The organism is Rhodococcus sp. ARC_M12, assembly GCF_022810385.1.
Classification (GTDB): Bacteria; Actinomycetota; Actinomycetes; order Mycobacteriales; family Mycobacteriaceae; genus Rhodococcoides; species Rhodococcoides navarretei.
The window spans coordinates 37,713-56,702 of sequence record NZ_JALGQI010000005.1; the positions used below are offsets into that span (position 1 = coordinate 37,713).

An 18,990-nucleotide genomic window follows, 5' to 3' on the forward strand; every position below is an offset into this window, starting at 1 on the left:
TCAGAGGTTGTTCGAAGCCCATTCCGTGAGCGCGCGCAGTGACGGCAGCAGCGCCTCACCGGCCGGCGTCAGGCTGTACTCCACGGAGATCGGCGGCCCGTCGCCGACGGTGCGCGCCACCAGGCCTGCTTTCCCGAGTTCTCCGAGACGTTCCGACAACACCGAGTCACTGATGCCACCGACGGCACGGCGCAGGTCGGAGAACCCCATCGGTCCGTTCATCAGCGTCGCAAGAAGAATTCCGTTCCACCTCTTGCCGAGAAAGCCGAAGGCTTTGGCCAGCGCTCCGTCGCAGGCACGCGGTGGGTGAGGCTCTCCGTTGACTGCCATGGCTCCACCTTACCGAGGGTGCTACAGTCCGCCTTGCTGCTTCTGAATTGCTAGTGGCCTCAGAAATGAAAGCAGGGCTCATGTTCATCGCAACCGCCGTCGTCTCGGTCGTGCTCGCCGTCGCACTCACGTTCTCCGCCATCGGGAAACTGACGAAGAATCCCTCCGTCGTCCCCATGCTCGAGCAGGTCGGCGTGCCGGCAAACAGGATTCCCTGGCTCGCATATGCGGAACTACTCGGTGCCGTCGGTCTCCTGGTGGGTCTCTACCTCTGGCCCATCGGCGTCGCAGCCGCCGTCGGTGTCGTTCTCTACTTCGTCGGAGCAGTCGTCGCCCACGTGCGGATCAAGGACAAGGACTTCGCTCCGGCCGCAGGGCTGGCCGTCTTCGCCGTCGTCGCGCTGGTGCTACGGGTGCTCAGCGCCTGACCAGTCGTAGTCCATCTGGCCCGCGGTGGCGAGAGCGTGGTCCGCGCCCGTCCACCGTGCGACCAGATGCAGGGCCAGATCCAGACCGGCGCTGATCCCGGCGGACGTCGCCAGATCGCCGTGGTCGGTGTACCGAACACCCTCGTGCACCACCAGCGCAGGCCAGTTCTTCCGCAGCAGTTCCAGATCTTCCCAGTGTGTGGTGACCGGCCGCTCGTCGAGCAGTCCCGCAGCCGCCAGCACGAACGCACCGGTGCATACCGACGCCACCAACTCGGCACCGGGCCGAAGTCGCTGCAACCACTGCAGCACCCGGTCGTCCGTCGACACCGCGTCGACCACTCCGCCAGGAACCACGACGACGTCGTATCCCCTCGGATCGTCGATCGTGGTGTCGACGCCGATCCTCATCCCGCCCCTCGCGGCGACAGCTCGATCATCGATCCCGACGAGTGTCACCTCGAAAGGTGTTGCGCTCCCCGCACGTTCGGCCACTCGATTGGCAACCGAGAACACCTCGAACGGACCGCACGCGTCGAGCACCTCGACGTCGTCGAACAAGAGAATTGCAACGCTTCTTTTCATATTCCGGCCTTCAGCTACTCGTGGTCGACACGATGACGGGCACCATCACCGCGGCCATCACCGCAGCGTTCACATCCGAGACGGCCTTGCGCACAGCCGCGCCTGCCCACTCGCCCTCGGCGATCTGCTTCGCCCTCTGTTTCAGCAACTTCTTGTCCGCGTCCACGATCACCTTGTGCGTCAGGTCCACCGCCGAGATCAGCGAGATCAACGCAGCCGAATGCGGCGACGGCGTCCTACCGTCGACCAGCGCGCCGCGCACGGCATCTCGCAGGGCCTTCTCGTGCGAGGTGTCGCGAGCAGGCCACGTCGTGGTCGGGAACAAGCCCCACACCTTGTCCTTCTGCTCGGTGACGAGGTCCACCGCGATCAAGGTCATGACGCGAGGTTACCCAGTATGTACCGGTAGTTGTGAGCCACCAATTGTTCGAGAATCGCTATGTCCACATCGGCGAGTGTGTTCACGTACAGGCAACCTGCTCCTCGCTTGTGCTTTCCCAGTTGTTCGAGCAAGGACTCCGACTCCGGGGCGGACGTGGCCCCGTACACCGACAGACTCGCCTTGCGCGGCGAGAACCCGACGACGAAATACTCGCCCCGCCGACCACTGCCCGTGGTGTACCGGTAGGTCCCGAACCCCACCATCGTCGGACCCCACATCACCGCCGGCTGCCCGGTCACGCGACCCATCATCGCCGCGAGCGCGAGCCCATCCGCCCGCCGAACCGGATGCTGCACGGCAGCCAGGAAATCCGCGGCCGATGCCTCGGTGGGTCGAGTCAGGTTCTCGTTCAATTGATCAGACTCTGCCAATTCGCGGGCACCCGCTCACGCGGACCGGGAACCGACTGATCGAGCGGACGGTGTTGCGGTGGAGCCAGTTCCGGCCCGTCGTACATCTGCTCGTCGGCGTAGTTGTAGAACCAGTCCTCACCGGGCTCGTAGCTTCGCACGAACTGGTGCCGGGTGGACTCGGCGTGTTTGCTGGCGTGCTGGGACGGCGAGGAATCACAACATCCGATGTGTCCGCACTGCGCGCACCGCCTCAGATGCACCCACCACCCCTGTGCCTGTGTGCATTCCACACACCCCGGGCCCGACGGTGGGACCTGCGGGTCGATGCCTTCGATGGTCATGATGCCTCCTCTGTTGCCGGGTCCTTGGGCAGTCGCACGATGAAACGTGTATCCCCCGGTTCGGACACCACACGCAGATCACCCTGATGCTTCTTCACCACGATCCGCCACGAGATGTCCAGGCCGAGGCCCGTCCCTTCGCCGACCGGCTTGGTGGTGAAGAACGGCTCGAAGATGCGCGATCGAATCTCCTGGGGCACACCGGGTCCGGTATCGCAGATCTCGATCTGGACCTGATCCTCGTCCAACGATGTCCGAACTGTCAGCACCCCTTTCTCCTCGGGAGTCGCCGCCATCGCCTGCACGGCATTGTCGATCAGGTTGGTCCACACCTGATTGAGTTCGGCGGCGTAGGCCGGGATGGGCGGCACCGAAGGGTCGTAATCCTTCACCACACGGATGTCGTCACCGATCTTGCGGCCCAACATGATCAGAGTGCTGTCGAGCAGCTCGTGCACGTCCACGGTGCGATACGGCGCACGATCCATCTGCGAATACTGCTTCGCGGCACCGACCAGCGTCGAAATACGAGTGGTCGAATCCGCGATCTCGTTCATCAGCAATTCGGTTTCGACGGTGTAGTTGAGCCACCGAATGGCACCCTCCAGCATCGTCGGATCATCGACCGTCGCCGAGACCCGATCGAGCCACGGCACATCGAGGCCGGCCGAGACGAACGTCGGAGCCAGATCCCAGGCCTCTCCGATTCCTTTGTCCTCGAACCACTCTCCGAGTTCGTCCTCGCGGTCCGACGCCTCCATCGCCGTCAGCTTCGGAGCCTTGGCCACCAGTTCCACCGCCTCGTTCTGCAACCCGACCAGATGCGCCATGCTCGCGCGATCGAGGGTGCCGCCGGCGATCATCGCCAACTTCTGCCGCATGTGCGCCACCCGATCACGCAACGCGGACGTTGCCCGTACCGCAGCGGCGGCCGGATTGTTCAGCTCGTGCGTCAAACCGGCGGACAGAGAACCCAACGCCAACAGTCGTTCTCGTTGTTCCACGATCTGCTTGGTGTTCTGATTTCCGAAGAACAAACCCTCGAGCAGATGCAGCGCCATCGGGAACCACTCCCGCACGATCGACGCGAAGCATTCGGCGTCGAGCACGAAGAACCGGGAGGGCTCGGTGACCCGCATCGAACCCTGGTACGTCTGCGGCACTCGATCGCCCAGATACGCCTGCCACGCACCGGCGTACACCCCGCGCTGCGACGTCCGATTGACCACCAGGTCCTCCCCGCCCGAGAGCTTCGAGAGCACCACGGCTCCGTCCATCAGAACGTAGAAGCACGTCGCCGGTTCGCCCTCCGCGTACACCGGCCCGGGCTCGATCGTCTCGATGCGCCCGTCCCGACACAGCTCCGCCAACTGCGGGTCGGTGAGCTGCTCGAACAGGAACAGCGTCCGCAACTCCTCCGGATCACATGCAGGCGTGCTCATGGGTTCGCCAGATATCTGTGCACCAACATCACGGCCATCGCTCCCTCTCCCACTGCCGACGCGACGCGTTTGGCCGAGTCGGACCGTACGTCACCGGCGGCGAACACACCGGGCACACTCGTTTCGAGGTGATGCGGAAGACGGGCCGACGTCCAGCCTGCGGGCGCTCGCCCGTCGACGACGAGATCGGGCCCGGTGACCACGAATCCGTGCTCGTCCCGAACGAGCACCCCGTCGAGCCACTCGGTGCGCGGCGCCGCACCGATGAACAGGAACAGGTACTGCGCGTCGACCGTCGAGGTCTCGTCGGTTGCCCTGTCGCGCAGCGTGATCGACTCGAGGTGACCGTCACCCGACACACCGACGACCTCGGTGCGGGGCCGAACGCTGATCTTCGGGTTCTCTTCGATCTGCTTGATGAGGTAGTACGACATCGACGCTTCGAGGGACTCGGCCCGGATCAGGATGGTGACCGACGTGGCCCCGCGCGAGAGATACACCGCCGCCTGACCAGCCGAGTTCGCGCCGCCCACGATGTAGACGTCCTGCTCGGCACACCGCGCCGCCTCGGTCATCGCCGATCCGTAGAACACGCCTCGGCCGGTGAAGTCGTCGATGCCGGGTGCCTCCAGCCGACGATAGGCGACCCCGGTGGACAGGATGATCGTCTGGGCGCTGATGCTGCGGCCGTCGGCGAATCGTACGGTTCGCGCAGCACCGGTGGTTTCGAGGCCGACGACGTCCTGGGTGGTGACCACCTCGGCACCGAACTTCAACGCCTGCCGCCGCGCCCGCTCGGCGAGCTGCGCTCCCGACACCCCGTCGGGAAAGCCCAGGTAATTCTCGATTCGCGAACTCTGACCGGCCTGGCCACCGGTGGCGGTCCGCTCGATCAACGTCGTCCGCAGACCCTCCGACGCACCGTAGAGCGCGGCCCCGAGCCCTGCCGGTCCGCCGCCGATGACGACCAGATCGTAGAACTCCTCCGACGGTGACACGGTCAATCCGAGCCGAGTGCCCAGCTCTGCGTCGGACGGTTCGATCAACGCATCGCCCTCGGTGGTGATGACCACCGGCAAGCGACCCTCGTCCACACCTGCGGCGGCCAGCAGCCGGGCTCCCTCGGATTCGTCGGACATGTACCAGCGGTACGGCAGCCGATTACGGGCCAGGAACTCGCGAATTTCCGACGACCGCGCAGACCAACGATGGCCGATGATCTTGGTGTCCTCGACGGCCCGGTGGTCGTAGGCACACCATGCCTCGAGTTGGGCGTCGAGCACGGGGTAGAGCTTTTCCTCGGGCGGATCCCACGGCTTGAGCAGGTAGTAGTCGAGATCGATGACATTGATCGCGTCGATCGCAGCGTCGGTGTCCGCGTATGCGGTGAGGAGGATGCGACGGGCCGTGGGGAAGATGTCCATGGCCTGCTCGAGAAACTCCATGCCGCTCATGTGCGGCATGCGATAGTCGGCCAGAAGAATGGCGACCGGGGTGCCCCGAAGCGCGAGTTCCTTCAGGGCGTCGAGCGCACCGGCACCGGATTCGGCGCGCACGATGCGGTACTGCTCGCCGTACCGGCGGCGCAGGTCGCGGGCGACGGATCTCGATACTCCCGGATCGTCGTCGACGCTGAGAATGACCGGTTTCATGACCCTCCAGGGCTGATGCTCATCGACTTCATGAGCATGCCACCGCGTCGCCCCGAATGGGAGGCAAGCAGGCCTGGAAACAGCAGGGTCAGATTCGGCCGCGCCTGATCAGATCGAGTTCCTGCGGGGTGAGTAGCCGCTCGAGCTTCTCGGCCGGCCAGGTACGCGGACTGCCGCTCATCCTGGCGGTCTTCAACAGGGGTAGATCGCTGCTGGTACGACGCATAATCGACTGTAATTTCACGGTGGATCACTCCGAACAATTTCTTCGTTGGTCCCGACACTCCGCTTGCTACATCGATCAGTGTCCGCCCGGTGTTAACGCCGCCGTGGGATCTCGTGCGGCGTTTCGCCGCTCGACACCGTTTCTCTCGCCTCGGAGCGGGTAAGCAGACGCCCACGTCAACTGATCGGGGAACGATAGTGAACACGTCGGGTAAGTCGGTGGCCGATTCCGTACAGGACAACGGTGCCTTCGAGAAAGCGGCGCGAGCCGGCCACTTCGTCAGCGGAGTACTGCACATCCTCATCGGCTACATCGCCGTTCGGTTGGCGTTCGGCCAATCGGGAAACGCGGATCAGTCCGGTGCGCTGGCCGAACTGGGCGACCAGCCCGGCGGCAGAATCGCCCTGTGGGTCGCGGTGGTCGCATTTCTGGCCTTGGCTCTGTGGCGAATTCTCGAGGCGATCGTCGGCAAGAAGTCCGACGCGGACGCCGGAAGCGTGCTGGACCGCCTCAAGGCAGCGGCGTTGGCCGTCGTCTACCTCGCGTTCGCCTTCTCGACCTACGGCTTCGCAACCGGCTCGGGCAAGTCCAGCGGACAGCAGAACGCCGGCTGGTCTGCGCGGCTGATGGAATCCGGCGGCGGCAAGCTCGTGCTCATAGCCGTCGCGCTGGTCGTCATCGGAGTGGGTGGGTACCACGTCTACAAGGGCGTATCGAAGAACTTCCTCGACGACCTCGAAGGCCACCAGAGCGGAGCCGTGGTCAAGCTCGGTATCGCCGGATACGCAGCCAAGGGCACTGCCCTCGTCGGAGCCGGACTCCTCGTCGTGGTGGCAGTGCTGCAGTCCGATCCGTCGAAGGCCACCGGCATCGACGGTGCCCTCAAGACGCTCGGCTCGCAGCCCTACGGTCGGGTACTGCTGATCCTCGCGGGAGTGGGCATCGCGCTCTACGGCCTCTATGCCTTCGTACTGGCTCGCCGCGCTCGGATGTAGAACGCGGTTCGGCTGCTCGATCAGCGCGGGTCGAACAACTCGTCGACGCTGACCTCGAACAGCCGGGCCAGACGGAACGCGAGAGACAGCCGCGGATCGAAGTGACCCTTCTCGATCGAGATGATCGTCTGCCGACTGACCCCTACCGCGTCGGCGCACTGCTGTTGAGACAAACCGGCAGCAGTGCGCAGCCGGTGCACATCGTTGGACGTCACCGCTGCGTGCGCGAGAGGACCAGGTATCGCACGGCAACGTCGGCCATGGCCAGTGCCACAAATGCGACGACCGGAACCAACTCCGTGTCGAGTATCGCCGAGGCCGCCGCCGCGACGCCGAGTGCGATCAGCAGATCGAAGAAGGCAGCGGACGACGCCTGCTGCAACCACTGGAACTCGACGGAATCCTCCGGATTCTCCGGCATCTTCGGCGATCGTTGCGGAACGAGCGTCCACATCGCTCCGACGAGAGCCGGGGCCGCTGCCGCCGCGAACACCAGACCTACCTGCCACCCGCCGTCGTCTCGCACCGATGCGGCAACGACTCCGACAACGGCGGCGAGCGCAATTCCGAGAACTGCGGCGGGAACTCGTGGCAGTGCGACCCTCATGACAACCTCCCGAGTGTGTACAAGTTCTTTGACATATCCCACCCCCACTCGGCTCCGATGTCAAACTTCTCTTACATCCTCGTCGCCCCTGTTTCGCTATGAGCTCGCACACACATATGCTGTGACCGATTTGTCGTAACGTTCAGTCACACATACACGGAGGCCCACGTTGAGCAAGACTCTCGAAGCCACGATCGACATCGCAGCGAGCCCCGAGACCGTGTGGTCGATCGTTTCCGACCTGCAGCGCATGGGCGAGTGGAGCCCGCAGTGCAAGAAGATGAAGGTCTTCGGAGGCCCGGTCGGCAAGGGCACCACAACGCTCAACGTCAACCGCAAGGGATTGCTCGTCTGGCCGACCACCTCGAAGGTCGTCACCTTCGAGCCCAATCGTGAACTCGCCTTCCGCGTCGTCGAGAACAAGACGATCTGGTCCTACACCCTCACTCCCACCGCGACCGGAACGACTGTCGTCGAAAAGCGGGAAGCTCCGACGGGCACATCGGCAGTGTCGTCGTTTCTGGTGCAGCGCATCCTCGGTGGTATCGACGAGTTCGACGTCGAGCTCCTCGAAGGCATGAACAAGACTCTGCGTCGCATCAAGACCGAGAGCGAAAAGTCGAGCGAGAAATAACTTTTCTCAGGAATGTTTCAGGTTCGTTTCCCACGGGCATCCGTCGTTTCGACAAGCAATAGACACGAACGGAAAGTGGGGGCACCCTATGTTGGGACTCGGATTTGTAGGCTGGATCATCATCGGCGGACTGGCCGGTTGGATCGGTAGCAAGATCATGAAGACGGATGCTCAGATGGGCATCATCCTGAACATCGTCGTCGGCATCATCGGTGGCCTACTGGGCGGATTCCTGCTCAGCACCTTCCTCGACGTCGAGGGTGGCGGAATCATCTTCAGCTTCATCACCTGCCTGCTCGGCGCTTGCATCCTGCTGTTCCTGGTCAAGCTCGTCACGGGTCGCAGCCGCGTCTGATCGCACTTGCACTTCCTGACTGCCGGGGCACCTCACGTACGCTGTGAGGGCCTCGGCAGTCGTGCGTCTGCACCTCGCTCCAGCACCACGAACTGCCAGCCCCTGTCCGACGAAAAGTTAGAGGAGTCCGTGGCACGCCGTCCCGCCCCGATTGGTCAACCGCCCCGCACCGGAGTGGCTCACATCGTCGACTTGGTTCGCGAAACGGTTCCACCGCTTCACCCCGCAGGCCTGCCGTTCGTCGGTGGCCCGCTTGCCGTCGCAGTTCTCGGCCGCCGCTCCAAGTGGGTCCGCAACGCCGGTCTCGTCGCCGCCGGTGCCTGCGCCACGTTTTTCCGCCACCCGTCCCGAGTGCCGCCGAATCGCCCCGGCGTCGTCGTCGCTCCCGCCGACGGCCTCGTCACGCTCGTCGATTCCGCCGTCCCGCCTGCCGAGCTCGATCTCGGCTCGCAGCCGGTCCCGCGCGTGAGCATCTTCCTCTCCGTCCTCGATGTGCACGTGCAGCGTGTGCCCGTCGCCGGTCGGGTCGTGGAGGTCGTACACCGCCGCGGCCAGTTCAAGTCCGCGGACCTGGCCGAGGCCAGTGAGGTCAACGAGCGCAACAGCATGCACATCAGGACCGACTCCGGCCAGAACGTCGCCGTCGTACAGATTGCCGGTCTCATCGCGCGACGCATCATCAACAACGCGAAGGTCGGCGACACACTGTCGATCGGCGACACCTACGGGCTGATCCGATTCGGATCCCGCGTCGACACCTACTTCCCTGCGGGCACGACGCTGCTGGTCGAACGCGGTCAACGCGCGGTCGGTGCCGAGACGGTCCTCGCCGAGCTTCCGCAGTAGAAACCGACATGATCACCAGACGCGCCAAGCCGCCTGCTGCCATTCGTCTGCTTCCGTCCGTCGTCACGATTCTCGCGCTGTGCTCCGGCCTGTCCGCGGTCAAGTTCGCCCTCGACGGCCAGCTCGGCACCGCGCTCGCCATGATCGGTGCCGCCGCGATCCTCGACGCGTTGGACGGTCGCATCGCTCGATTGCTCGACGCCACCAGCAAGATCGGTGCCGAACTGGACTCGCTGTCCGACGCCATCTCGTTCGGTGTGGCACCGGCACTGGTGCTCTACGTGACGCTGCTCGAGGGCAGCAGCGGCGGCTGGATCGTGGCGCTGGTCTACGCCGTCAGCATCGTGCTCCGGCTCGCGCGCTTCAACACCCTGCTCGACGAGGACGACACCCCCGCATACGCCCGCGAGTACTTCACCGGAGTTCCCGCCCCCGCGGGAGCGCTCATCGCCATGGCTCCGATCGCGGGCTTCGAGCAGTTCGGCGACGGTTGGTGGGCGTCGTTCTACGTCGTCGCCGGCTGGGCGATCATCACCGCTGGTCTGATCGTCAGCCGCATCCCCACGTTGGCGCTCAAAACCGTCTCGGTACCTCCGCGGCTGGCCGCGGGGCTGTTGGTTCTGGTCGCTCTGCTCGCCGCAGCGCTCATCACCTTCCCGCTGATTCTGCTGATGGGGTTGGTGCTGGCCTACCTGGTGCACATTCCGTTCGCGGTGCGCTCGCAGCGCTGGACGGCCGCGCGCCCGTACACCTGGGATGCCAAGCCGGCCGAACGTCGGGCCGAGCGTCGGGCCATCCGCCGAGCGCCGGGCAACGCGCGCCGGTCGCAGGCACGTCTGGGACTGCGTCGGCCTCGTAGCTGATCCACCCGCAGCCGAACCATTAGTGTGGCTGTGGTGACCGAATCTCGCTCGACGACGCCTGAGCTCGTTCTCACCGCCCGCCTCAACACGTCCGCGGCAGATGCCCGACGCGGCGTCGTGCGACTACACCCGGAGGTGCTCGCCGCACTGGGCCTTCGGGAGTGGGATGCGGTGTCGCTCATCGGTTCTCGCCGCACGGCCGCCGTCGTTGCCGCGGCACCCGAGGGATCACCGCAGGGCACCGCACTCCTGGACGACGTCACGCTCTCCAATACCGGGCTGCGCGAGAACGCCTCTGTCGCAGTCGGACCCGCCACTGTCTACGGAGCCAGGACCGTCACGGTGACAGGTTCCGCACTCGCCACCGGTTCCATCTCCGACGCCACCCTGCGGCAAGCGTTGCTCGGCAAGGTGCTGACGGTGGGCGACACGGTCTCACTCCTCCCCCGCGATCTGGGGCCCGGCACCTCCACCACGTCGGCGACGCAGGCGCTGTCGAGGACGTTCGGAGTGGCGTGGACCACGGAGCTGTTGACGGTCTCGGCTGTCGACCCGTCGGGTGGCCCGGTCAGTGTGCAGCCGAATTCGGCGGTCGGATGGGGCTCGGGCACCGTCACCGCTGCGCCCGCAGCGTCATCACATGTGGCCACCCCGAGGGCCGCGGCCCCGCGAGTCGGCGTGGCAGATCTGGTGGGAGTGAGCGTTCAGCAGTCGAAACTCACCGAATGGCTGCGGCTGGCGCTGGACGAGTCCGAACTGCTGGCGACACTCGGCGCGTCACCGCACCTGGGGGTGCTGATCACCGGACCCGGCGGGGTGGGCAAGGCCACGTTGGCGCGTGCGGTCGTCGGCGATCGGGCCTGCGTCGTGCTGGACGGGCCGTCGATCGGCGCGCTCGAGGCGTCGGCTCGCGTGGAGCGGGTCACCGCGGCAGTGGACGAACTGTCGAAATCCGGGGTGCTGCTCATCACCGACGTCGACGCATTGCTGCCCTCCGATCCCGAACCGGCGTCCACGTTCGTCCTCGACGTTCTGCGCCGGGCCGTCGACACTCCCGGTCTCGCTCTGATCGCGACGACGGCCCACCCGGAGGGCACCGATCCACGACTGCGCGGTCAGGACCTGTGCGATCGCGAACTCACCCTCACCCTGCCCGACGCGGCAGGCCGCAAGGGATTGCTCGAGCATCTGTTGCGAAAGGTGCCGCAGGGGAATGTGGATCTCGGCGAGATAGCCTCACGAACACCGGGTTTCGTGGTCGCCGATCTGGCTGCACTGACCCGGGAGGCGGCGCTGCGAGCGGCGGCTCGCGCGTCGAACGATTCGGCCGCGGCCTCGTTGACGCAGGACGATCTGGTGGGCGCACTCCAGGTGATCCGCCCACTGTCACGATCGGGCAGCGAGGAGCTGGCCATAGGCAGCCTCACCCTCGACGACGTCGGCGACATGGTCGAGACCAAGCAGGCACTCACCGAGGCAGTACTGTGGCCGCTGCGGCATCCGGACTCGTTCGCGCGCTTGGGAATCGAGCCGCCGCGGGGAGTCCTGCTCTACGGCCCGCCCGGCTGCGGCAAGACGTTCCTCGTGCGGGCGCTCGCCAGCTCCGGGCAGCTCAGCGTGCACTCGGTCAAGGGCGCGGAGTTGATGGACAAGTGGGTCGGATCCTCGGAAAAGGCTGTCCGAGAACTCTTTCAGCGCGCCCGTGATTCCGCTCCCTCGCTGATCTTCCTGGACGAGGTGGACGCTCTGGTGCCCCGGCGCGGGCAGAGTTCGGATTCCGGCGTCGGAGATCGGGTCGTCGCGGCGCTGCTGACCGAACTCGACGGCGTCGAACCGTTGCGCGATGTCGTCGTACTCGGCGCAACCAACCGGCCCGATCTGATCGATCCCGCGCTGCTTCGGCCGGGCCGACTCGAGCGCTTGGTCTTCGTGCCGCCGCCGGATTCCGATGCCCGCGTGGCCATCCTGAAGGCTTCGGGCAAGTCCATTCCGCTCGCCTCGGACGTCGATCTCGAGTCGCTGGCGCGCGACCTCGACGGTTACTCCGCGGCCGACTGCGCAGCGTTGCTGCGCGAGGCCGCGTTGACGGCGATGCGTCGGTCGATGGATGCGGCCGACGTCACCGCCGCCGATGTCGCCGCTGCTCGGGCGACGGTGAAACCGTCACTCGATCCCGAGCAGGTGGCGCATCTGGAGGCCTACGGGAGTGCCTAGCGGCAGGAGTGGAGCCTGCGGAACGACCCGGACGAGCAGTGGTGCGGTTAAGTGCCCTCTGCGGCACTCAACCGCACCACTGCCGGAGGCACTCACTTCCAGCGGCCGAGGATCTCCTCTGCCCGCTTGGCCAACTCCATCTGGAAGATCGGACCGAAGCTGATGCGTCCGACACCGAGGGAGGCGAAGTGCGACAGGTCGCCCTCGGCCGGGTTGGCGATGGCGTTGATGGGCAGTGGGAGTTCCTGGGCGAGGCGCTTGTAGTCGGCGTCGTTGTGGAAGCCGACGGGGTAGAGCGAGTCGGCTCCGGCCTCGGCGGCCAACTTCAGGCGTGCGATGGCGCGCTCGACGCGGTCGCTCTCGTCACCGATTGCCTTGACGAACAGGTCGGTGCGGGCGTTGATGACCACGTGGACGTCGGTGGCGTCGGATGCTGCACGAAGTGCTCCGACGAAGTCGGCGTGTTCCTGCGCTTCGCGGAGGCGGCCGCCCTCGCTGTGCACGGTGTCCTCGATGTTGAGGCCGACGGCTCCGGCGGAGATCAGGCCGTCGATCAGTCGCTTGGGATCTTCGCCGTAGCCGCCTTCGATGTCGACCGACAGCGGCACGTCGACAGCTCCGGAGATCTGGGTGATGCGGGCGAGGAGCTCGTCGAAGGTGATGCCCTCGTTGTCGGGCTTGCCGATGGAGTCCGAGACGGGGTGGCTGCCGACGGTCAGGGCGGTGAATCCTGCGGACACGGCCAGGTTGGCGGACCAGGCGTCCCACACGGTCGGCAACACAACGGGGTTACCCGGCTGGTGCAGCTCGAGCAGGGTGGTGGCTTTCTGGGACAGGGTCGACATGAAGGCTCCTTCGCGGTGGCTGTGGAGAACGTACGTTCTCTCAGTCCCCAACGTACCCGCTTCAGTCGATCAAATCGAGTGCTTGCATTCGGTCGAACACCATCAGGGAGCCGGGAGCCACGTCGGGCATGGCGGCGTACTCGTCGCGAGTGAAGTACCTGATCTCTGCAATTTCGCTGGTCGGCGTCGGCTCGTTCGCCAGATCGGCGATGAAGCAGGTGATCTCGAGCGGGGTACCTGGCGGGTGCCCCCATGCCTGGCACTCGAACACTCCGAGGAGCCGCGCGTCCGTTACTTTCGCGTCGAGCTCTTCCCTGATCTCCCTGTGCAGCGCCTGCTCGGGTGTCTCGCCCGGGTCGATCTTGCCGCCCGCCATGTAGAACGCAGACTTGCCGACCGACCGCGTCTGGATCATTCGACGATCTCGGACGTACGCCAGACCGGCGGTCCGAATGAGCCTCGACACGGTCACGGCACTTCCCCTCGGCTCGAGCCACTCCTGCCGTTCTGTACCGCATGGCACGCGCTCGACCACGCAAAGTAAAGTGGACAACAACAGCTCACGGCTGCCGTTCGGCTACCGGATCGTTATTTCTCAAAGCTTCAAATCGACTCTCACACGGACTTCGCACACCCTACTCATCGCCGCCCTACGACCACCGCCTCGGCTTCACCGCCGGTGGCGACCGAGACGACGGAGTGATCTTTGCTCGCCATTCTTCTTGCGCACGCCGCCGCCGCGCTGCTCGCGCCGCTGTTCGTCCGGTGGTGGGGTCGCACTGCCTTCTTCCCCCTCGCGCTCGTCCCCCTGCTCAGCCTGGTCTGGGTGTTCGGCAACTGGGGAACCGACCAGAAACTGAAGATCGAATGGGTCCCCGGCCTGTCGATGAACATCGACATGCGGTTCGACTCCTTGGCCGCCATCATGTCCTTGCTGGTCCTCGGCATCGGCGCACTGATCCTCCTGTACTGCGCGCGCTACTTCGAGAACGACGAGCCTCGACTGGGGCTGTTCGCGGCCGAGATGGTCGCGTTCTCCGGTGCGATGTTCGGCCTCATCACCAGCGACAACATGCTCGTGCTGTACATCTTCTGGGAGATCACGACGGTCCTGTCGTTCCTGCTCGTCGGCCACTACGCCGAGCGTGCCTCCAGCAGGCGTGCGGCCACCCAGGCACTGCTCGTCACCACCGCGGGCGGTCTGGCGATGCTGGTCGGCATCATCATCCTCGGCCAGGTGTCCGGCACCTACAACCTCTCCGAGCTGGTCGCGAACGCACCCGGCGGCTGGTTGCCCGGCGTCGCGATCGTGCTGGTCCTCATCGGCGCACTGAGCAAGTCGGCGATCGTGCCTCTGCACTTCTGGCTCCCCGGAGCCATGGCTGCCCCGACGCCGGTCAGCGGCTACCTTCACGCCGCAGCGATGGTGAAGGCCGGCATCTACCTGGTGGCGCGCCTGGCACCGGGGTTCGCCGATTCCGGCCCGTGGCGTGCCACCGTGATCAGCCTGGGACTGCTGTCGATGATCCTGGCCGGCTGGCGAGCCCTCCGCGCATTCGACCTCAAACTCATCCTCGCGTTCGGCACCGTCAGCCAGCTCGGCTTCCTCATGGTGCTGGTCGGCATCGGCTCGGAGAAGGCGATGCTCGCCGGCCTGACGATGGTGATCGCGCATGCGATGTTCAAAGCGGCACTGTTCATGGTCGTCGGCATCGTCGACCACACCACCGGCACCCGAGACATCCGCAAGCTCGCCCACCTGGGCAAGAAGGCTCCGTGGCTGGCCGCGATCGCGGCGCTGGCCGCGGCCAGTATGGCCGGACTACCGCCGATGCTCGGGTTCGTCGGCAAGGAGACGGCGTTGTCGGCCGTGATCAGCACTCCGACGCTCGATCCCACGGTCGCGGCGGTCGTCGTCGCGGGGCTGGTGATCGGCTCGATCCTCACGGTCACCTACAGCATCCGATTCGTGTGGGGCGCGTTCGCGCGCAAGCAGCTCAAGCGTCCGAGTCCATCGGTCAGGGCGATGCATGCCCCGTCCGCGTTGTTCCTGGCCGCGCCTGCATTCCTCGCCGTTCTGGGTGTGATCGCCGGGTTCGGATCCTCGGTCGTCGACGGCATCGTCAGTCCCTACGCCCGCACCCTCCCGTCCTACGGCCAGGAGCCTTACCACCTGGCCCTGTGGCACGGTTTCAACCTTCCGCTGGCGCTGACCGTCGTCGTCGTCACCGGCGGTGTCGGGCTGTTCATCGCCCACCGCGTGGTCAACCGGCTCAAGTTCGAGCATCCCCCGCTCGGCAACGCAGACCGCATCTACGACAACGTGCTCAAGTCCATGGACACACTGTCCATCCGCCTGACCGGCACGACGCAGCGCGGTTCGCTCCCCCTCACTCAGGGCACCATCCTGTTGACACTGGTGCTGCTGCCGATGATCGTGTTGCTCGTCGGCCAGGATTCCGGCATCGACTACACATTGTGGAACACCCCGCTGCAGCTGGTCATCGGCGTGATCATGATCGCGGGCGGTCTCGGAGCCACGGTGATGCGCAACCGCCTGGCCAGCGTCATCCTCGTCGGACTCACCGGCTACGGCTGTGGCGTCATCTTCGCCATCCACGGCGCGCCGGACCTCGCGCTGACCCAGTTCCTCGTCGAGACCCTCACCCTCGTGGTGTTCGTGCTGGTGCTGCGCAAGCTCCCGGCCGAAGTCGACGACCGCGGCTCGGCGGGCTCGCGCGGACCCCGTGCCGTGCTGGCCGTCGCCGTCGGAGCGACCGTCAGTGTGCTGGGCGCGTTCGCGATGAACGCCCGAAACACCGCCCCGGTGTCCTTGCTGCTGCCCGACGCCGCATACGAACTCGGCGACGGCAAGAACGTCATCAACGTGATCCTCGTGGACATCCGAGCCTGGGACACCCTCGGCGAGATCTGCGTCCTGCTCGTCGCGGCGACGGGCGTGGCCAGCCTGGTCTTCCGCAACCGCCGGTTCGGCAGCGCTCCGCGGGTGTCCGACGCCCCCGCATCGAACGCCTCCTCGTCGAACTCGGATGCGAACTTCGCGGCAGAGACGACGTGGCTGCTCGGCGGCGATCTGATCGATCCTCGGCATCGCTCGTTGATCCTCGAGGTCACGACGCGATTGATCTTCCCGACGATCATGGTGCTCTCGATCTACTTCTTCTTCTCCGGCCACAATGCCCCCGGCGGCGGTTTCGCCGGTGGCCTCACCGCCGGACTGGCGCTGGTGCTGCGCTACCTGGCGGGTGGCCGCTACGAGCTCGGCGAGACAGTGCCGATCGACGCCGGAAAGATCCTCGGTCTCGGGTTGATCTTCGCGGCCGGTACCGCAGTGGCATCGATGTTCCTCGGAGCCCCGGCGTTGTCCTCGGCCACGTTGGAGATGACGTTGCCGATCCTCGGCGACATCAAGTTGGTCACCGCACTGTTCTTCGACCTCGGTGTGTATCTCATCGTGGTCGGTTTGGTACTCGACGTGCTCCGTAGCCTCGGTGCCCGTCTCGACGCGCAGGTGGAAATGCAGAGCCAAGGCCGGGTGAGCGCCCCATGACCGCAGATCTCGGAATGCTGATCATCACCGGCGTACTCGTCGCAGCGGGGGTGTACCTGCTGCTCGAGCGCAGCATCACCAAGATGCTGCTGGGGCTGCTGCTGTTCGGCAACGGCGTCAACCTGCTGTTGCTCACCGTCGGCGGCCCTGCGGGCGCCCCACCCATCGTGGGGCGCGACAACGCGGTCAACCAGCAGATGGCCGACCCGCTGGCCCAGGCGGTGATCCTCACGGCAATCGTCATCACGATGGGAATCGCGGCATTCGTGCTGGCCCTGGCGTACCGGTCGTTCACTCTCAACACCAAGGACGACGTCGAGAACGACCCCGAGGACACCAAGGTCTCCCGGCGTCGCTCGATGGCCGAGGCCCCCGACCGTGACCGCTCGGACGATCCGGTGACGGGCGAGCCGAGCTTCGGCGGCGACGCGTTCGACTCGAAGGGCAACCCCATTCCGCTCGAGGAGATCAGAAACCTCGAAGACCTCGAGTGCTACGAGGACCTGCACGACGGCGACTTCGACAACGACGACGACAACCCGCAGCTGCGCGGGCTGGACGGACTCGACACCGCCGAGAAGGACGACAGCCGACCGGACGAGAAGGGAGACAACGCATGACCATCTCCCCCGCAGTGATCGATGTACTGACTCCGCTGCCGGTGCTGATTCCGATGCTCGCGGCCGCGTTGACCCTGGTGCTGGGTCGACGACCCCGCGCTCAGCGGTTCATCACCCTCGTCGCGCTGACCGCTGTGGTCGCGATCTCGTCGATGATGCTCTACCTCGCCGATCGCGACGGCGTCAGCGCACTCCAGGTCGGTGGTTGGGACTCTCCGCTCGGCATTTCCCTCGTGGTGGACCGGCTGTCGGCGATGATGCTCGTGGTCTCGTCCATCGTGTTGCTCGCGGTCATGGTGTACTCCATCGGCCAGGGCATCCGCGACGGCAGCGAGAACCAGCCCGTCTCGATCTTCCTGCCGACCTATCTCGCGTTGACCGCAGGCGTGTGCAACGCGTTCCTCGCAGGCGACCTGTTCAACCTGTTCGTCGGCTTCGAGGTGTTGCTCGCTGCCTCGTTCGTCCTGCTGACGCTCGGTGCGAGCGCGGACCGGGTACGCGCAGGCGTGTCGTACGTGATGGTGTCGATGGTCTCCTCGCTGATCTTCCTGGTCGGCATCGCGCTGGTGTACGGCGCGACCGGGACACTGAACCTGGCTCACATCGCGGTTCGGATGGACGACATCAACCCCGGAACCAGAACGGCGATCTTCGCGGTCCTCCTGGTCGCGTTCGGCATCAAGGCCGCGGTGTTCCCACTCTCGACGTGGCTGCCCGACTCCTACCCCACCGCCCCGGCACCGGTCACCGCCGTGTTCGCCGGCCTGCTGACGAAAGTCGGTGTGTACGCGATCATCCGCGCCCACACCCTGCTGTTCCCCGACGGCTCGCTCGACAACGTGCTCATGGTCTGCGGCCTGCTGACAATGCTCGTCGGCATCCTCGGCTCCATCGCACAGAGCGACATCAAGCGACTGCTGTCGTTCACGCTCGTCAGCCACATCGGCTACATGATCTTCGGTGTCGCGCTGTCGACACAATCGGGATTGTCGGGCTCGATCTACTACGTCGCCCACCACATTCTGGTGCAGACGACACTGTTCCTCGTCGTCGGTCTCATCGAACGACAGGCCGGTTCGTCGTCGCTCCGGCGCCTCGGTGGGCTGGCCGCGGCCAGCCCGGTGCTGGCGATCGTGTTCCTGGTGCCCGCCCTCAATCTCGGTGGTATCCCGCCGTTCTCGGGCTTCATCGGCAAGGTGGCGCTACTGCAGGCCGGTAGCGAGCAGGGCAGTGTGTTGGCCTGGTTGCTCGTCGCGGGCGGAACCGTCACCAGCCTGCTGACGCTGTACGTGGTGGCGCGCGTGTGGACCAAGGCGTTCTGGCGGGCCCGCGCCGACGCTCCCGAGGGCGATCTTGCGGACAACAGCCCCTCGGCACTGCTCGACGATTCCTCGGACATCGCGTTCGGCGATCGTGAGGACGTCGGCCGGATGCCTGCCTTCATGTTGATCCCCACCATCGGGCTGGTGGCCGTCGGCCTGGCCATGACGGTCTTCGCCGGCCCCATCATCGACATCAGCGACCGCGCTGCGGCAGACCTTCGCGATCGCTCGATGTACATCGACGCGGTGCGCGGTGCGGAATTCGTCGGTGATCAGGCCGCCGAACAGGCACGCGAGAACCAGGAAGGCACTCGATGAA

General features: G+C 65.6%; 22 protein-coding genes. 10 read left to right on the forward strand and 12 right to left on the reverse strand.

The window, feature by feature from the left end; translation table 11 throughout:
* Window positions 1-330 carry a helix-turn-helix domain-containing protein gene (locus MTX35_RS08080; protein ID WP_243594485.1) on the reverse strand — a complete coding sequence of 110 codons (330 nt, stop codon included), beginning with the start codon at window positions 328-330 and terminating at the stop codon, window positions 1-3.
* A gap of 80 nt (window positions 331-410) precedes the next feature.
* Here MTX35_RS08080 and MTX35_RS08085 point away from each other — a divergent pair, with 80 nt between their 5' ends.
* The gene (locus MTX35_RS08085; RefSeq protein ID WP_243594486.1) at window positions 411-758 is read left to right on the forward strand and encodes a DoxX family protein; all 348 of its coding nucleotides are present in this window, start codon (window positions 411-413) and stop codon (window positions 756-758) included.
* Here MTX35_RS08085 and MTX35_RS08090 read toward each other — a convergent pair.
* The 7 genes from MTX35_RS08090 to MTX35_RS08120 all read right to left on the reverse strand — a co-directional run bounded on the left by MTX35_RS08090 (window position 738) and on the right by MTX35_RS08120 (window position 5,799).
* Window positions 738-1,343: a DJ-1/PfpI family protein gene (locus tag MTX35_RS08090; protein WP_243594487.1), complete on the reverse strand. Its 606-nt coding sequence runs from the start codon at window positions 1,341-1,343 to the stop codon at window positions 738-740. The two genes, MTX35_RS08085 and MTX35_RS08090, sit on opposite strands and share 21 nt — an antisense overlap.
* Before the next feature lie 10 nt (window positions 1,344-1,353).
* Complete coding sequence (locus tag MTX35_RS08095; protein ID WP_243594488.1) at window positions 1,354-1,722, reverse strand: GPP34 family phosphoprotein; 369 nt, start codon at window positions 1,720-1,722, stop codon at window positions 1,354-1,356.
* Window positions 1,719-2,138, reverse strand: a complete 420-nt coding sequence (locus tag MTX35_RS08100) for a DUF1801 domain-containing protein (protein WP_243594489.1) — start codon at window positions 2,136-2,138, stop codon at window positions 1,719-1,721. Before MTX35_RS08100 ends, MTX35_RS08095 begins: the two co-directional genes overlap by 4 nt.
* The gene (locus MTX35_RS08105) at window positions 2,135-2,479 is read right to left on the reverse strand and encodes a UBP-type zinc finger domain-containing protein (RefSeq protein WP_243594490.1); all 345 of its coding nucleotides are present in this window, start codon (window positions 2,477-2,479) and stop codon (window positions 2,135-2,137) included. The genes MTX35_RS08100 and MTX35_RS08105 overlap by 4 nt, the downstream gene beginning before the upstream one ends.
* On the reverse strand, window positions 2,476-3,921 hold the full coding sequence (locus tag MTX35_RS25680; protein WP_279392849.1) for an ATP-binding protein: 1,446 nt from the start codon (window positions 3,919-3,921) through the stop codon (window positions 2,476-2,478). Before MTX35_RS25680 ends, MTX35_RS08105 begins: the two co-directional genes overlap by 4 nt.
* Window positions 3,918-5,573: an FAD-dependent oxidoreductase gene (locus MTX35_RS08115; RefSeq protein ID WP_243594491.1), complete on the reverse strand. Its 1,656-nt coding sequence runs from the start codon at window positions 5,571-5,573 to the stop codon at window positions 3,918-3,920. Before MTX35_RS08115 ends, MTX35_RS25680 begins: the two co-directional genes overlap by 4 nt.
* An 88-nt stretch (window positions 5,574-5,661) precedes the next feature.
* Window positions 5,662-5,799: a hypothetical protein gene (locus tag MTX35_RS08120; RefSeq protein WP_176460417.1), complete on the reverse strand. Its 138-nt coding sequence runs from the start codon at window positions 5,797-5,799 to the stop codon at window positions 5,662-5,664.
* A gap of 218 nt (window positions 5,800-6,017) precedes the next feature.
* Here MTX35_RS08120 and MTX35_RS08125 point away from each other — a divergent pair, with 218 nt between their 5' ends.
* Window positions 6,018-6,794, forward strand: a complete 777-nt coding sequence (locus MTX35_RS08125) for a DUF1206 domain-containing protein (protein ID WP_243594492.1) — start codon at window positions 6,018-6,020, stop codon at window positions 6,792-6,794.
* 20 nt (window positions 6,795-6,814) lie between these two features.
* On the opposite strand, the gene MTX35_RS08130 is transcribed toward MTX35_RS08125, so the two are convergent.
* Both MTX35_RS08130 and MTX35_RS08135 read right to left on the reverse strand, forming a co-directional pair.
* A complete protein-coding gene (locus tag MTX35_RS08130) occupies window positions 6,815-7,009 on the reverse strand; it encodes a helix-turn-helix transcriptional regulator (RefSeq protein WP_243594493.1) in 195 nt (64 codons plus the stop codon).
* Window positions 7,006-7,401 carry a hypothetical protein gene (locus MTX35_RS08135; protein WP_243594494.1) on the reverse strand — a complete coding sequence of 132 codons (396 nt, stop codon included), beginning with the start codon at window positions 7,399-7,401 and terminating at the stop codon, window positions 7,006-7,008. The genes MTX35_RS08130 and MTX35_RS08135 overlap by 4 nt, the downstream gene beginning before the upstream one ends.
* Before the next feature lie 169 nt (window positions 7,402-7,570).
* On the opposite strand from MTX35_RS08135, the gene MTX35_RS08140 reads away from it, so the two are divergent.
* The 5 genes from MTX35_RS08140 to MTX35_RS08160 all read left to right on the forward strand — a co-directional run bounded on the left by MTX35_RS08140 (window position 7,571) and on the right by MTX35_RS08160 (window position 12,313).
* Window positions 7,571-8,035: an SRPBCC family protein gene (locus MTX35_RS08140; RefSeq protein ID WP_243594495.1), complete on the forward strand. Its 465-nt coding sequence runs from the start codon at window positions 7,571-7,573 to the stop codon at window positions 8,033-8,035.
* A gap of 88 nt (window positions 8,036-8,123) precedes the next feature.
* Entirely contained in the window at window positions 8,124-8,390 is a 267-nt protein-coding gene (locus tag MTX35_RS08145) for a GlsB/YeaQ/YmgE family stress response membrane protein (RefSeq protein WP_094613941.1), read from the forward strand.
* A gap of 129 nt (window positions 8,391-8,519) precedes the next feature.
* Entirely contained in the window at window positions 8,520-9,236 is a 717-nt protein-coding gene (locus MTX35_RS08150; protein ID WP_243594496.1) for a phosphatidylserine decarboxylase, read from the forward strand.
* 8 nt (window positions 9,237-9,244) lie between these two features.
* The gene (gene pssA, locus MTX35_RS08155; RefSeq protein WP_149406575.1) at window positions 9,245-10,099 is read left to right on the forward strand and encodes a CDP-diacylglycerol--serine O-phosphatidyltransferase; all 855 of its coding nucleotides are present in this window, start codon (window positions 9,245-9,247) and stop codon (window positions 10,097-10,099) included.
* 33 nt (window positions 10,100-10,132) lie between these two features.
* Window positions 10,133-12,313: an AAA family ATPase gene (locus MTX35_RS08160; protein ID WP_243594497.1), complete on the forward strand. Its 2,181-nt coding sequence runs from the start codon at window positions 10,133-10,135 to the stop codon at window positions 12,311-12,313.
* 92 nt (window positions 12,314-12,405) lie between these two features.
* Here the strand turns inward: MTX35_RS08160 and MTX35_RS08165 are convergent, their stop codons facing one another.
* Together MTX35_RS08165 and MTX35_RS08170 are read right to left on the reverse strand one after the other, a co-directional pair.
* Window positions 12,406-13,158 (reverse strand): isocitrate lyase/phosphoenolpyruvate mutase family protein, encoded by a 753-nt coding sequence (locus tag MTX35_RS08165; protein ID WP_243594498.1) that lies wholly within the window; start codon window positions 13,156-13,158, stop codon window positions 12,406-12,408.
* A 61-nt stretch (window positions 13,159-13,219) separates the two neighbouring features.
* On the reverse strand, window positions 13,220-13,630 hold the full coding sequence (locus MTX35_RS08170; RefSeq protein WP_187298610.1) for an NUDIX domain-containing protein: 411 nt from the start codon (window positions 13,628-13,630) through the stop codon (window positions 13,220-13,222).
* A gap of 234 nt (window positions 13,631-13,864) precedes the next feature.
* On the opposite strand from MTX35_RS08170, the gene MTX35_RS08175 reads away from it, so the two are divergent.
* Genes MTX35_RS08175 through MTX35_RS08185 form a run of 3 tightly spaced genes read left to right on the forward strand, consistent with a single transcriptional unit; the run spans window position 13,865 to window position 18,989 of the window.
* Window positions 13,865-16,729: a Na+/H+ antiporter subunit A gene (locus MTX35_RS08175; protein ID WP_149406572.1), complete on the forward strand. Its 2,865-nt coding sequence runs from the start codon at window positions 13,865-13,867 to the stop codon at window positions 16,727-16,729.
* Window positions 16,726-17,349 carry a Na(+)/H(+) antiporter subunit C gene (locus tag MTX35_RS08180; RefSeq protein ID WP_149406571.1) on the forward strand — a complete coding sequence of 208 codons (624 nt, stop codon included), beginning with the start codon at window positions 16,726-16,728 and terminating at the stop codon, window positions 17,347-17,349. The genes MTX35_RS08175 and MTX35_RS08180 overlap by 4 nt, the downstream gene beginning before the upstream one ends.
* Window positions 17,346-18,989, forward strand: coding sequence for a Na+/H+ antiporter subunit D (locus tag MTX35_RS08185; RefSeq protein WP_149406570.1), 1,644 nt, complete (start codon window positions 17,346-17,348; stop codon window positions 18,987-18,989). The genes MTX35_RS08180 and MTX35_RS08185 overlap by 4 nt, the downstream gene beginning before the upstream one ends.
* Window position 18,990 lies beyond the last annotated feature (1 nt).